The organism is Mesorhizobium sp. WSM4810, assembly GCF_055811235.1.
This window is the reverse complement of the sequence record NZ_JBVVQV010000043.1, coordinates 1-14,103: the sequence shown is the minus strand read 5'-3', so window position 1 is coordinate 14,103 and position 14,103 is coordinate 1. Positions and strand designations below refer to the sequence as shown.

Annotated in this window: 14 protein-coding genes; 5 read left to right on the top strand and 9 right to left on the bottom strand. The window is 61.0% G+C overall.

Annotated features, from left to right (window positions below):
* Positions 1-12 precede the first annotated feature (12 nt).
* The 7 genes from AC0L3O_RS33190 to AC0L3O_RS33160 all read right to left on the bottom strand — a co-directional run bounded on the left by AC0L3O_RS33190 (position 13) and on the right by AC0L3O_RS33160 (position 5,381).
* Positions 13-936: a GlxA family transcriptional regulator gene (locus AC0L3O_RS33190; RefSeq protein ID WP_473617810.1), complete on the bottom strand. Its 924-nt coding sequence runs from the start codon at positions 934-936 to the stop codon at positions 13-15.
* Between the two features lie 7 nt (positions 937-943).
* Positions 944-2,515 carry a patatin-like phospholipase family protein gene (locus AC0L3O_RS33185; protein ID WP_473617809.1) on the bottom strand — a complete coding sequence of 524 codons (1,572 nt, stop codon included), beginning with the start codon at positions 2,513-2,515 and terminating at the stop codon, positions 944-946.
* Positions 2,512-3,204, bottom strand: a complete 693-nt coding sequence (locus AC0L3O_RS33180; protein WP_473617807.1) for a hypothetical protein — start codon at positions 3,202-3,204, stop codon at positions 2,512-2,514. The genes AC0L3O_RS33185 and AC0L3O_RS33180 overlap by 4 nt, the downstream gene beginning before the upstream one ends.
* Before the next feature lie 294 nt (positions 3,205-3,498).
* Positions 3,499-3,636 (bottom strand): hypothetical protein, encoded by a 138-nt coding sequence (locus tag AC0L3O_RS33175; protein ID WP_473617806.1) that lies wholly within the window; start codon positions 3,634-3,636, stop codon positions 3,499-3,501.
* Positions 3,633-4,058 carry a hypothetical protein gene (locus AC0L3O_RS33170; protein ID WP_473617804.1) on the bottom strand — a complete coding sequence of 142 codons (426 nt, stop codon included), beginning with the start codon at positions 4,056-4,058 and terminating at the stop codon, positions 3,633-3,635. Before AC0L3O_RS33170 ends, AC0L3O_RS33175 begins: the two co-directional genes overlap by 4 nt.
* Complete coding sequence (locus tag AC0L3O_RS33165; protein ID WP_473617803.1) at positions 4,052-4,714, bottom strand: AAA family ATPase; 663 nt, start codon at positions 4,712-4,714, stop codon at positions 4,052-4,054. Before AC0L3O_RS33165 ends, AC0L3O_RS33170 begins: the two co-directional genes overlap by 7 nt.
* Entirely contained in the window at positions 4,701-5,381 is a 681-nt protein-coding gene (locus AC0L3O_RS33160; RefSeq protein WP_473617802.1) for a hypothetical protein, read from the bottom strand. Before AC0L3O_RS33160 ends, AC0L3O_RS33165 begins: the two co-directional genes overlap by 14 nt.
* Positions 5,382-5,817: 436 nt before the next feature.
* On the opposite strand from AC0L3O_RS33160, the gene AC0L3O_RS33155 reads away from it, so the two are divergent.
* Together AC0L3O_RS33155 and AC0L3O_RS33150 are read left to right on the top strand one after the other, a co-directional pair.
* Entirely contained in the window at positions 5,818-6,288 is a 471-nt protein-coding gene (locus AC0L3O_RS33155; protein ID WP_473617800.1) for a DUF1403 family protein, read from the top strand.
* A gap of 108 nt (positions 6,289-6,396) precedes the next feature.
* Positions 6,397-6,951 (top strand): DUF1403 family protein, encoded by a 555-nt coding sequence (locus AC0L3O_RS33150; protein ID WP_473617799.1) that lies wholly within the window; start codon positions 6,397-6,399, stop codon positions 6,949-6,951.
* A 101-nt stretch (positions 6,952-7,052) separates the two neighbouring features.
* Here AC0L3O_RS33150 and AC0L3O_RS33145 read toward each other — a convergent pair whose 3' ends face one another.
* Together AC0L3O_RS33145 and AC0L3O_RS33140 are read right to left on the bottom strand one after the other, a co-directional pair.
* A complete protein-coding gene (locus tag AC0L3O_RS33145) occupies positions 7,053-7,568 on the bottom strand; it encodes a hypothetical protein (RefSeq protein WP_473617798.1) in 516 nt (171 codons plus the stop codon).
* A 164-nt stretch (positions 7,569-7,732) separates the two neighbouring features.
* Complete coding sequence (locus AC0L3O_RS33140; protein WP_473617796.1) at positions 7,733-8,047, bottom strand: hypothetical protein; 315 nt, start codon at positions 8,045-8,047, stop codon at positions 7,733-7,735.
* Positions 8,048-8,710: 663 nt separating this feature from the next.
* Between AC0L3O_RS33140 and AC0L3O_RS33135 the strand changes: the two genes are divergently transcribed.
* From AC0L3O_RS33135 to AC0L3O_RS33125, 3 genes are all read left to right on the top strand, one after another.
* Positions 8,711-10,630 carry a potassium transporter Kup gene (locus AC0L3O_RS33135; protein ID WP_473617795.1) on the top strand — a complete coding sequence of 640 codons (1,920 nt, stop codon included), beginning with the start codon at positions 8,711-8,713 and terminating at the stop codon, positions 10,628-10,630.
* A gap of 458 nt (positions 10,631-11,088) precedes the next feature.
* A complete protein-coding gene (locus tag AC0L3O_RS33130) occupies positions 11,089-11,475 on the top strand; it encodes an ectoine synthase (protein ID WP_473617794.1) in 387 nt (128 codons plus the stop codon).
* Positions 11,476-12,343: 868 nt separating this feature from the next.
* Positions 12,344-14,103, top strand: a 1,760-nt coding sequence (locus tag AC0L3O_RS33125) for a non-ribosomal peptide synthetase (protein WP_473617837.1), incomplete at its 3' end; no start/stop codon positions are given.

Here is a 14,103-nt window from a genome sequence, read left to right as displayed (position 1 = left end):
GACTATCCCCGGTCATTCCTTTTGAACCGCCCGGCGCGGCGACCCGAAGCGCAAGCGATATTGCATCGGTGTAATACCGACCTTGCGGCGGAACAGGCGCCCGAAGAAACTCGTGTCCTCGTAGCCGACTTCATTGGCGATCGCCTCGACGGCCTCGTCGCTCGTTTCCAGCAGCCACTTGGCTTCTTCGAGCCGCAGCGCGTGAACATAGTCCAATGCCTTCATGCCCGTCGCCTTGGCGAAACGACGCGCGAAGGAGCGTTCGGGCAAGCCGGACAGGCGTGCCATAACGGCGACGGGTGCCGACTTGCGGAAATTCGATTCCGCCCATTGTTGACTTTGCTTGATCACTGCGTCGCTGGTCTGACGCGAGCGCGCGAGCGCGGCGAATGGCTGCTGGCCGAGGTCGTGCCATTGCAGCATGTAGACCCTGGCCACCTCGATCGCCTCACGAAGACCGACGAAGCGCGCAATCAGATAGAGCGCGAGATCCTGCCAACTCGATCCGCCGCCGGCCATGACGATGCGCTGCGCCTCGCCGCTCAGCACCAGCGACCGCTCCACCTTCACCTTCACGCCGGGATAGTTGTTGGTCGGCGTGTCGACATAGCCCCAGTGGATCATCGCCTCGCGGTTCGCGAGAAGTCCGGCCTCGCCCAGCAGGACCGCGCCCGAACAGGCGCTCGCCAGCAGTGCGCCTTCCTCATGCATGCGCTTCAGCCAGCGCGCTTCAGGCTCATATTGCCCGGCGACGCTCCCGCCCGGATTGACGAAGAAATCGGGTATGCAGACGATATCAGGACGCGGACAGTCGGTCAGCGTGTGGTCTGGATGCCTCCAGACGCTGTTCGCCGCGCGAAACCGGTCCGCGTCGCGCGCGACGACGGTAGGGCCGCATCCGCTGGTCCCCAGCGATCCCCTGCGTAACCGCGACACTTGACCTTTATCGATCAGACATCTTCACTGTCCGGCTGCAATTGTCGCGGTCAATAGTCCATCCGGGCAACAGAGCGGATCCGGCTGCGACTCTTCGGCATACGGTCGTCGAAGCTCTCCAGCGGCTGTTGCTTCTGAAACGCTGTTCCAAGAGCGGCGATCGACGCCACTTGTGCTCATTGAGTTCGAAATCGTTTGTGATGAGGTCGCCGGCACGTTCGCCTAAGCCGGTGAGTTGGTCTATGCGTCCCGGCGGCATGTCCAGATTGAGGCCGCCTTCCTCAGGCTTGAGGTTGACCATCGCGATCCGTTCGCGATAGCCGGCGAGGATCGACTGGAGGGAATCCTGCCAGTCCTTGGCGCTGTCAAAGAGGGCGAACACGAAGGCGATCAGGCCGGAAAAGCCTTGCGTTGGTAGGAGTTGCCCCTGTCCCGCCTTTGTCGGAAGGAATACCCGGGTTTCCCCGGTGCTTTCCGGCTTCTCCCGCCGGCGGTCATATTCCCCGAGAGAGATGCCAAAAGTCGGGCGCGACGGCAGGAAGCGATCGAAGAAATGTACCGGAAAATTCGACGACAGCCCTCCGTCGGAGAACATGCAGCGCACCAACCTGTCCTGTTCGGGGACGCCGACCAGCGTATAGTCGATCCTGTATAGCGGCACGGCCGAGATCAGTGCCGGGAAGCTGAGGCTCATACGTGCAAGGACCACTAGCGGAAGATTATCGATCTTGAACGGATAGAGGTCGATTGACCCCTCCTTTGGCGTCGTCAGCATCGCGTCGACGACGCGAGCCGGAAAAAGCGCACGGAACTCCCGCTCGGAAAAGTAATGAAGATTGTTCTCCATCGGCAGCACGTAGGGGCGATGCGAGGTGATGTCGGTGGTCACCGTCTGCACCCTGATCTCACGGGATTGAAGGTCCTTGACCCCGAGCGGCACGGCGGTGGCCGGACGCCCGGCGACGCGATCGATCGTATCGGCCAGCCACTCGGTCAGGGCGGGATGGCCGGCCAGCGTGTAAGGTTGGGTCATTCCGTTGCAGAGGCCGTAATCGGCCTCCGGAAGCCTGCGGGCGACATGGCGGGCGGCGACAAAACTCGCCGTGGCGGCCGGCAGGAGAACGAGCAGGAACAGGAACAGTAGGACAGCGAGGATCGCCGCCGCAATCGAATGCCAGGCGAACGGGATCATGATGGCAACAATGATGGCGGGGATGGCACCCAGAAGCGCTGGCACTGGGTAGCCTTTCAAAAGTGCGAAGACTGTGCCCGCGATACTTTTCGACATCGCCGCCAGCATCAGATTGAAGACCGGACGAAGCTCCGGGCGGGGCTGAAATTTCTCCAGGAGCGTCGCCGACAACTGCTTTGGAAGCGCCTCGATCTTTTCAAATCCGCCGTCCGCGCGTCTGTATTCGGCCGCAGCCGTAACAACGGCGGCAATCGCACCGGCCGACGTGCCGCCGATATTGCGAAAGCGGTACTTGTGCGAGAGTTTCACGACGGCCTTCGGATAAACCACCCCACTGGTGATCCCGCCTTTCATGACGAGGTCGCAGCTCCCCTCAGGCGCGTTCATGTCCCATCTCCCTCAGTTGGTTTAAGCGTCTTCGACCAAGCCTTCACGAGGCTCGAATAGGGCTGGTCCGGCTCCGCCATCGCGCGGATTTCGTCCAGGATCTGGTTGACCAGGAGGTCGAGCCGCGCGCCCATCGTCTTGTTCTTTCTATCGCGGCTGGCAAGCAGCGTCTCCGAAATCTTGCCGATTTCGTCGATCAACCGGCTCAGGAAATCGAGCTTGCGCAGCATCCGCGTTCGCTCCTGGACCAATCCGAGGCGGTTCAGGCCGTAAACATGGATCGATGTTAGGCCACGCCGCGAGGAGACGTTATCCTTGAAGGCCGGAAGAACGAGCCCGAGGGGGTCACCGCGGTCGATGTGGAACACCAGGTGCTCTTCCGGATCGTCCACGCAGGGGTTGACCAGGTCGGGCTGCTCGTCGATGCCGGGAAAGTCCGCCGTCGCCCTGTCCGCGCCGGCGATCGGAAATAGATCCTGCTTGCCAAGCGATGCCTTGACCCCTTGCATCTCGGGCGCCGACAGCAGTTGCGCGAGGCTTACCGGGAATTTCGGCAAATCCTGCCAACGCCGGCGATTGCAATCGATGCAGCTCGGCAGCAGGTATGTCCCATACCATGGCGAGCCACCAGTAGCCGGGATGATTGGCAACGCCGGCGATGCGTCCCTTCGGCCGGTAATGTTCGACATCGACCGGTGCCTGGTTGGCATATCGGCTTTCGCAATAGGCGCATTTGCCGAAGAACAGCTTGTCGAGCGCGTATTTGACCGCTTCGTCGGAATAGGCGCTAAAACCGAACGTCTTTTCCTTCTTCTTCCTTGCTTTCGTGGCTGGAGCCAGCGCGCCGGCTGCCGCTCCCGCAGCTTCTGCCTTTGCCTTCGCCTCGAAGAAGATCTTCGCCTTCGCCAGTTCCTTGCCGCCGCGGCTCTTGTCGCCGACAAGGACAGCCGGCGCCGAAACCAGGGCCCGATCGACGCGCCGCATCAGATGCCCTCCAGGACGGCCAGGATCCGCTTTTTCGTTTCGTCGCGCAGGTCCTCGCGTGGCTTGCCGGCAAAGTTGCGCCGCTTGACAAGGTAGTCCGCAACGGCCTCCTGCACGAGCCGGGCAGCCTCGCTCATGCCGACCGGAAGGCGTCCACCACCTGCCTGCGGATCGCGTCCATCGCAGCCCGGACGGCCTGGTCCGGCACACTTCCGGCCTTCGCGAGATAGTCGCCAAGACGGGCGAGGCTTGCCTCCGTCTCGGGATCGTCCGTGGAAAAAAGGCTGAACAGGTCCGAGGTCAGGAGTTGCTCGATGGTCAGTGCCGACACCTTCGGCAACTGCGTCAGGCTGTCGACCATTACCGGGATCTGACCACTGCCACGCTGCCTTGCCACCTTGCTCAACACCACCACCTCCCCGTCGCGCATTCCCCTGAGGCACAATGGATCATGGGTCGTGACGATGAAGGTCATTGACGGCAAGGCGGTGCGCAGGCCCTTCATGATGTGGATCTTCCAGCGCGGGTGGAGATGGGCCTCCGCCTCGTCGATCAGCACAATCCCCTCCGCCGAGGCAGCGTCCTAAAATTGGGATTGATGGCGCGATCCATGAGCCATCGCATGATGTCGCAGGACAATGCGAGAATGGTGCGGAAGCCCGACGAGACGTTCGATAGCGGGGTCCTGCTCTTCTTGCCGGACGCATCGATCTGCATCTCGACGAAGCAGCGGCCCTTGGCCTCGTCGCGATAGATGACGTCGATCTCTTCGGCCGCCCCGAAGATCACGCCCAGTGCCTGGACGACGGCCCTGTACTCGGTTGGCGGCAGGCCGAGGAGCCAGTTCTCCGGATTGCTGAGCAGGCTGTCGGTATGGAACAGGCTGAGCACCGGTCGCGAAGGTTTCCAGGCATGCAGGTCACGCACATAATGACGGTACGCGCCGTAGCCGAAGACCAGGGGCAACCGGTTCTCGCCGGTTTGGGAATAGCCCTTGGCGCCGACCGTGAGTGTCGAGACCTGTCCGTTGTCGAATTGAAGCTGGACCTTGGCCGATGACTTCTGAGGTAGGTCCTCGGCACCCATGAAACTTGGGTTCAACCTCAGGCTACCCGGTTCTTCGACCAGATCAGGGCGAGCTCCAGCGCCGACAAGCGCAAGCGCGATCGCCTCCAGGATCGAGCTCTTGCCGGTAGCGTTCTCACCAAGGATCAAAAGGGCCTGCGCTATGCGTTCGGTCGGATCTGGCAGCCGGCAGCTTTATCGACAGGGTCTCGATGGCCTTGAAGTTCGTCAGCCGGATTTCCTGCAGGCGAGGTCGTGCTCCAGCGATGTCAGCTTCCTCGACGATATTCGCGGACGCGGTGATCGCTGCGATCTCTGCATCGCCGGCATCGGCCTGACGCCTCAGCATCCGCCAGAGGCCGACGAATTCATTGGTGTCGTTCGGCCCATCGCCTTCGAGTTTTGCGTAGTCGTCGAATGCCTGCTTTCGCCTGGTTCTCAATCGCGTCCGATTGAGCCGGAAATGCTTGATCGTCTCCTCGCCTTGCGGGCTTGCGGCTTCCAGCGATCCGTCGTCGCGCGGGACGAGATGGCGGGCAATATCGCTGGCACAGGGATCGACCAGGAGCGGTGTCTCGTCAAGCTCAAGCCCCGGCCACTTCCCATCGCCATTCTCGACAAACCGGGCGTATTCTTCCGGCGTCGGGATGTGCGCCCTCTGTCCTTTGACCGGGAAGTACGTGGTTCGCTTCGGCCTGCAATCCGCGCAGATCGGATAGAGGTTGATCCAGGCATCCGACAGCCAACCGTAATAAAGATGGGCATCGCGCGCCCGGCCGTCCTCCTCGCTGCCGATCGTTGGCTCGGCATCGTTCATTCCTGAAACGGTGTAGGAACATGCTTTTCGATGCCTGCTCGCAGAAAGCGCATTTCCCCAGGAACATGTGCGAGAGATCACGCATGATCTCCAGTGACTCGAACTGCATGATCGGAACGCGGGTCTGTTCGCGCTTCAAGGGATCAAGCTGCAGATACCGAAGGAAGGATTGTCGCCTTTCGCCCGCAAGCGAGTCTCCAAGGACTGCTGGCGGACTTGGTGCCCGCATGACGTAACGCATGATCTCCCCCAAGTCGTTTGGTATCGGCACGTCAGGCTTCATTTAAGGCTAAAAGACGATTCCTCGGCGGGCAGCGTTTTCTACCCTTCAGAGCCAAGGGCTGATCATGTGAATATCGCGAGAAACTTGCAACCATAAAGTTTAGTTCGAAGAATAACTTCCCGCCTGCTGCGGGTCATAGCGGTGACTTGCCGCATGAAGTTGGGAGAGAGCAGCGGAGCCCCGAGTTACCTTTCGGCCCAAGGCCCCGCCTATCGAAGCTCGATAACGACCGATAATGCATTATCATTCGTTTTGCGCGCACGACAGCCTGTGCGTTTTGGCGCGATAATGCTGGCAAGAAGCGCACCGGCGCTTACTCTTGAGATCATGATTCGCCTCGATCCCGCACCGCCAGCTCCTCTGCACCACCCTCTGTTCCTGCTTGGGCGCTCGCCGCCGACGGCGGGCCCTCAACACCGACGCCGCTTTCCAGGCCGGGGCCGCCTTGCCTTCGCTCGACACGCTGGCCCGCGCGCAAGCCAGCTGCCCGGGGCCTGGCGGCAGCGGCTGGCGCTTCGCTGTGCCGCCGCCCGCATGCGGCTCGCCGGTCGCGCGGAGGAGGAAGCCGCCCTGCCTGATGCCTGGCACTTCTGCCCGACCGGTGCCCGCCGGCGCGGTGCTTAGCGCCTGGCGGCAGGTGGCGGCTCAGCCGCTCGCCGTCAGCGCCGATCGGCTCAAAAAGATCGTTGACAGAATGGGGCTCCCTTGGGACGGCGCGGCGCTCGCCGACCTTTGCACGGACATCGAAAATCTGTTGGGGTTGCAGCGGCCGGCACCATTCGCCGCCGCGCGATCGCCGCTCACGTCGTCGCCATGCGGCCCGATGCCGAGCTTTTGGCCTGGTGGCTGGGCGACCTGGTGCTGGCGCAAAACCTGCGCTGGCCGCGACCGCTGCCGCTGGTGATGGCGCAGGCCTTTGCTGCGGCTTTTCGCGACGCCGGCGGCGAGCTCATCCGACCCGGGGAAGAAAGTTTTGAGCGCGCGGTCTGCGTCGCGCCGGTTCAGGGCGCCGTCGAGGCATGTCGGCTCGCCACAGAGATTGCCCGGCGGGCGGAGCGGCTTGTCGCCGTCGCACCGAAGCTTAGGGCAAAGGCGGCAGGCTTCACGCAGTTCGGGCTCGACACGCCGCGCCAACTGCCGGATTTCGAGGCCCTCGAGGATGCTGGGCTCCTGTCGAAAGAAAAGCTGCTGGCCGGCGGTATTCCAGCCGGTTTGGGAGGGAGGGCGAGGTCGATGTCGTTGAGGACCAGGTGTCGTGACGGGGGCGTCGTCGCGTTGCGGTCCTAGAGGCAGTCGATAACTCAGGCCAGGACGACTGGCGTGCGGCAGCCGTTGATCGGGATCGTGAACCGCGACATGGTCGCCGTCGACAAGATTGGCCGCAAAGATCACCAGATTGGTGCCGTCCGGGGTGACGCAGCGACGGAAACAGCATGCCGCGAAGGCCCGGCGGTGATGACCAAGTCCGCGAGCTTCCACGATGGCGGGATCTTCTTGTCGATTCGGGCGATCTGGCGCCAGGCACAATCCCAGTCCTGCCGGGCGCTGTCCCAGATGTCCGGGTCGAATCCCTGCGAAAGGTCGGCCGCCTGGCCGAGCGTGATCTTGTAGGCGGCAAGGATGCCGGGTGGAGTGCTGTTGGCATCCCTGCTTGTATTCTCAAGAGTCGGTAGGCCCAGATAGAGCGCTTCGACGCTTGGCCGATTGAAACGACCGCCGGCCGGCAGGAACGCTGACGATGCCTTCAAGAACAACGCGGGGCTAAGCCCATGCCGTTCTGCATCCATGCGCCTTATCGGGTCACTCACGGACACAATGCCATATTCAGGATGATAGAAAAGGAACTTGGCTATCGATACGTAGAAGTGGTGCTCTCTTTTTTGCGGCGTAGAGGAACGGCTCATTGCTTCTTCCGAGAATCGATCTCATCCAAGAATCTTATGGCCCGCAGATCTACATCAAAAGCTTTTTTATGAGATGAGGAGAACTGCATCGCCACTTTTCGGCCTCGCTGCATAGCCAACGCGGGAAGTGGAAGAAGCGGGAGACTAAAGATATGGCTCACGCCCTATGGTGCGTTCCATCCGACGAGCGGCGGATCGGGTTGCTTCATCGCGGTGTCGATCGCTTTTCGCTGCGCGAAGATCCTTTCCCGACCTCGCTTCAGCGCAGCGATCAGTTCAGCGGTGCCGTCGACGCCATCCAGCAGGGTGAGAAGCCGATCGCAGGTGCCAAATAACTGCGGGGGGCTCTCGCGCACAAAGAAACCTAGAACCTGCACGGCTTTTTCCTGCAACTCGCTCACGTCGATCCCCTCGGCATGCGCGAAAGCGACTCGCGCCATTTGTAACGGCACAAAGTCACCTTTTAGTCGATCCAACATGGCACGTCGGTCCTGCTCCTCGCTCAGCCACAGTTTCAAGTCCGCGAGTAAGAGGCTGCGGACGTCCCGTGTAGACGTCGACAGCCCGCACTAGCAAGTCCGGCGGGATGGATGCCAGCAACGTCTCAGCGGCCTGCGCAAGGTCAATCATGGGTAACAATTGTTCGCGAATCTGATCTCGAACGATTGACCTGGTCAGCGCGAGAACCATCCGCATTCCGCTGTCTTTCCAGACGGCGCTTCTTCAACCAGTATCTCGCCGCGGAGATCGAATCGTTATCTGCGCCGCAAAGTGCGGCCGGTGAGCGGCTTGGCCCTGCGTTCGAGTTGGCCACGTCTCGCTTGGATCGAGCATGTAAATGGCTTGCGCAGCAACGGTGCGATCACACTGGAGCAACGGCATCAGGAAACCGCCATCCTTGTGCGCCCCGACACCCCTGGTCGCCATCGGTCGCATCGCGGGGGGCGCTGTGGCCGAGAACCATTCATTGATCTGGGCGTTGGAGGGTTCTGCCGATGCGCTATTGCTCGTCGGTAGGGCTTCGGGCTGGCGAGTCTGCCAAGGCGAGCAACGACAGGCGATGCCGGCAGACATTACGTTGCGGCACTTGATATTGCAGTGCAGCAAGCGTAGAGCACCGCCCGCTTATCGGAGTGTCGTCCATGGCCCTTACCAGTACTGGTAACGAGGCAGAACCTGTCGAACAATCGAGCCATTCTGAGGTCGAGCAGCACAGCACAAAAGTGCTGATGCTGGGCGCGCTCGGCGTGGTTTACGGCGATATCGGCACCAGCCCGATCTATGCATTCCGCGAGGCGTTGCACGCATCGGCCGGTGGCAACGTCGCCAACCGTGGCGACATCCTCGGCGTACTCTCGCTGATCATCTGGTCGCTGACGATCACCGTCACCATCAAATACATCATGTTCGTGCTCCGTGCGGACAATCGCGGCGAGGGCGGGGTGCTGTCGCTGATGGCGCTGGCGCGCAACAGTTTCCCGACGCGCTCGGCGGTGATCCTCGGCATCGGCATCGTCGGCGCGGCGCTTTTTTTCGGCGACGCAGTCATTACGCCGGCGATCTCGGTGCTGTCGGCGGTCGAAGGTATGAATGTCGTCACGCCGACCTTCCAGCCCTATGTGGTGCCGCTGACACTGGCCATCCTGGCGATCCTGTTTGCGGTACAGCGGTTTGGCACCGGCGGCGTAGGATTGGTGTTCGGACCAGTCACAGCGCTATGGTTCCTGGCCATCGGCGTTTCCGGCATTAACCACATCATCGCCGATCCGGAAATCCTGCTGGCGATCAGCCCGCATTACATCGTGTCGTTCCTGGTCAATTCGCCCGATGTCGCCTTCGTCACGGTTGGTGCGGTCTTCCTCGCCGTCACCGGCGCCGAGGCGCTCTATGCCGACCTCGGTCATTTCGGCCGCAAGCCGATCGTGCTCGCGTGGCTGGCAATCGTGTTCCCTTGTCTGTTGCTCAATTATGTCGGGCAAGGCGCCTTCGTGCTGGCAAATGGCGGCGTTGTCGGTCATCCCTTCTTCGAGATGAACCAGGGCTGGACGCTTATTCCGATGGTCGTGCTGGCGACGGCGGCGACCGTTATCGCCAGCCAGGCGGTGATCTCCGGCGCTTTTTCGCTGACCAGACAGGCGGTGCAGCTCAATATGCTGCCGCGTTTCGTCATCCAGCACACGTCGGAAAAACAGTCGGGCCAGATCTATCTGCCGCGCATCAACCTGATGCTGGCGCTGGTGGTGATGTTGCTGGTGGTCGGCTTCGGCGAATCCAGCCGCCTTGCCTCGGCCTACGGTATTTCGGTGACCGGCAACATGCTGGTGACGAACATACTGCTTTTTGTTGTGATGACGCGCATCTGGAAATGGCCGCTCGGCGTCGCGGTCGCCTTGATGGCGGTGTTCGCCTTCGTCGATTCCGGCTTCTTTGCAGCCAACATAGTCAAGGTGTTTGAAGGGGGCTGGTCCTCGCTTGCCATTGCCGCAGTTATTGTGCTGACCATGTGGACCTGGATCCGCGGCACCCGCTATTTGTTCGAAAAGACCCGGCGGAACGAGATCCCGCTGGATTTCCTTGCCGGCAATCTGCTGAAGAAGAAGCCGCATTTGGTCTCGGGCACCGCGGTGTTCCTGACCAGCGACCCGCTGAGCGCGCCGACCGCGCTGATGCACAGCCTGAAGCACTACAAGGTGCTGCACGAGCAGAACGTTATCCTTTCGGTGGTGACGGCACCGCAGCCGGTCGTGCCCGACAGCGAGCGCGTCAAGATGGAAACGGTCAACGAGCTGTTCATGCGGGTGACGCTGACCTTCGGCTACATGGAGCAGCCCAACATCCCGCGCGCGCTGGCGATCTGCCGCAAGCAGGGCTGGAAGTTCGACATCATGACGACATCCTTCTTCCTGTCGCGGCGCTCACTCAAGGCCTCGCCCAATTCCGGCATGCCGGCCTGGCAGGACAAGCTGTTCATCGGGCTGGCGCGCACGGCGGCCGATGCGACGGAGTATTTCCAAATCCCGACCGGACGCGTGGTCGAGATCGGGACGCAGGTGGCCGTTTAGGCATGCCGCGGTTGAGCAGAATCAATTGGCATTTCCCGAGCCGGTGAATGCCTGACCGGGCGGAGGCCAACAATGCTTGCGCCCAACTTGGGTCCGGTTTTCCCGGCCCGAAGCTTCCGGCCCCAAAGCCGTCCCTTTACGCCTGCGATCATTCCCGTTCCCCATGGTCTTGCCGACCCACCAGTCGAGATGCGCTGAAACGACCTCGCAGGGCAGCAACTTATTCATTTGAACGTAATCGATGTGCCGCTACCAGGGTGGCACGAGATTTGCTTCAATAGCTAACAGGCTGCGGAGTTGTATTCGTGTCGGAGGCACAGCGAAGTAGGGAAACATGTGGCCGGTAGGGCATTCTGAAACATGCAACGCAGGCGGCAGTACCGCGCCGAAGTGGCAACATCACGGTAGTACGCGCCCTACTTCCGGCTCGGCTGCGGAATACAAAAGGGGATAGCGCTATGATTGTGCGTAGCCTGCAGGATGTTGAAGCGACCGATCACTTCGTCGATTGGGGCAATGGTACTAGCCACCGCCTCCTGACGGATAAGGACGGCATGGGCTTTAGTATCTGCCACACCGTAGTGCGCGCTAACACGGTCTCGCTTCTGCAATACCGTAATCATCTTGAAGCCTGCTACTGCATCGCCGGAGAGGGCGAGGTCGAGGACATGGATGGTAATGTCTTCCCCATTCGCAAGGGCGACATCTATGTGCTTGATAAGCATGACAAGCATCTTCTGCGCGGGGGCCGAGACAAGGACCTGATCCTCGTAAGTATCTTCAACCCGCCCCTCAACGGAACCGAGCGCCACAGGCTCAACGACCCGGCAGGCTCGGCATATTGAACAAAGTAAACAAACGACAGATCTCAAACCGCCGCTCAATGCGAGGAACATCGACCTTAGCGACCCAACCCGTCCGCACCGCACGGGGCGCGGACCTCTGCGGGAAAATTGTTCGTTGTCTCGTTCACATGGGCTCCGCTTTCTCGTTGGTCTTCATTGATTAAACGGGGCTTTCCACGAAGATGTCCCTACCCACGTGGCCGCAGCCCGCGTGGACAGTGATATGTTCCAGGCTCCGCTTGCTTCGCCGAACACTCGGCGAGATTCCGGAAGGCCTGTGCCGATTGAAAGCGCGCTCAATGGTACGATGTCCGGCGATGTCGGATAAGCCACATAGCAGTATTCTTGCTATCATGTTCATTGAGAACGACTTCACCTTTGGCACGATGCATGCGTAGTCCTCTAAGGCGCACAGACTGAGAGAAGTCGTCCGCTGACCACGCTCACCGGAAACTCAGACGAGGGTACGGTGGCAACTGCGATTGGTGACGGAGGGAGCTTGGCGGGACACTGGAATCTGAATGAAGGTGGTCGCCTTCCGATATTAAGCGATGAACAGGCGCAGAGCATAACTGCCGCCCATGAAAAGCTGGCCCCTTCAGAGTATTTTTGGCGACGGCGGCTAGAGCAGTTTAAAACATCGCAGCTTCCCTTCGTGTCGTCGTCCGTAGCTGAGACGCCGCCCAGATGGCAGTCGAGTTCGGGGGTCATTCCAAGTGCTTTGGCTAAGCTGTCGCCACTCGATCGCACGGAATACTTGGTAACGGCTTGGCTGATCTATCTCGCCCGCATCACGGGAGAAGCAGAGCTTCAACTGGGATGCACGCCTGCATCGGATAGATCGCAAGCCGGTTCGAAAGCGGTGGAGATGCTTATCGCCTCTGTCGTGCCAATCAAAGTTACCATTGATCTTGCACATACTTTTGAGGAAGTGCGCAGGGCGGTGGCGGCCGAATTCGCTCGGCTGACGGAGCACGGCAGCTTCGCGCGGGATCTTATCGCGCGCTCCCCGACATTGCGGGATGTGGAGGCACTACGATCACACCGGCCATGGCCGATTGGCATCACGATTACAGCAGATAACTGTTCTGCCGCTGGCGATCTAGCTTCGAACGCGAGTTCTGAGACAACCCTATCTGGTGATTTGCTGACATTCGAGGTTTGCGCTCTGGATGGGAGCTTTCGATGGCACTTTGATGCAAGTCGATTGGCACCGGAGCAGATCGACCGTATGACGCAGCATTTGCAAACATTGTTGTGTGGCGTGATGGCCGATGCGGGGCAGTCGGTCGGCCGCATCGATATCCTGCCGGCCGCCGAGCGCACCTATCTGCTGGAGGATCTGAACCGGACGGCGGCGGATTATCGTTCGAACCGGTGCATCCATGAGTTGTTCGAGGCGCAGGTGCGCCAGGCGCCGGAGGCGGCGGCGGTGGTCTGTGACGACGAGCGCCTGAGCTATGGCGAGCTCAACGCGCGGGCCAACCGGCTGGCCCATCATCTGATCGCCCTTGGGGTCAAGCCGGACCGGCCGGTGGCGATCTGCGTTGAGCGCAGCCTGGCCATGGTAGTCGGTGTCTTGGCAATCCTCAAGGCGGGCGGCGCCTATCTACCGCTGGACCCGGCCTATCCCAGCGCGCGGCTGCGGCAGGTTGTGGACGATGCCGCGCCGCGGCTGCTAGTTTGCGATGGGGCCGGACGCGCAGCACTCGGCCCCGAGGTGCTGACCGATGTGACAGTGGTCGATCTGGATACGGCCACCCCGGCCTGGGCCGAGCGCGCGTCTTCGGACCCGGACCCGCGCACGCTTGGCCTCACATCCCGCCATCTCGCCTATGTAATCTACACTTCAGGCTCTACCGGAACGCCAAAGGGCGTCGAAATGTCCCACGGCTCGCTTGTGAATTCGCTCGCGGGGGTTGGCACGTCAAAACTTTGCACACTTCAATTCGCGACCCTGAACTTCGATGTGTCCTCCCAGGAATTGTTCATTTGTTGGAAGGAGGGTGGACTGCTCGTGCTCTTGCGGGAAGAAACCCGCAAGGACTTCTCCGACTTGCTCGAGTTCGTGAAGGGGGAGGCGATCGAGCGGCTTTTCCTTCCATTCGTAGCATTGAACCATTTTGCGGAGGTCTGGGGCGGGCAGCAAGTGCAGCTGCCCTTTCTAAGTGAGATCTATACAGCAGGTGAGCAATTGCAGGCCACTCCAGGGCTTAGGGCGTTCTTCGAAGCACATCCAAAGGCGAGATTGATCAATCAATACGGGTCGACAGAAATCAACGTCATTGCCGAGCACCGGCTTGCAGCTGACCCATCATGCTGGCCCCAATTGCCTCCCCTCGGGCGCCCGATTGCGAACACGCGGGTGTATCTGCTGGACGGGCATGGTGCTCCCGTGCCGTTCGGGGCGGTGGGTGAGCTCTACATCGGCGGGGCGGGGGTTGCGCGTGGCTACCTGAACCAGCCGGAGCTGACGGCGGAGCGGTTTTTGGCCGATCCGTTCAGCGACGAGGCAGGCGCCCGGATGTACCGGACCGGCGACCTGGGGCGTTATCTGCCGGATGGCAATCTGGAGTTCCTAGGCCGCAACGACGACCAGGTGAAGATCCGCGGCTTCCGCATTGAGCC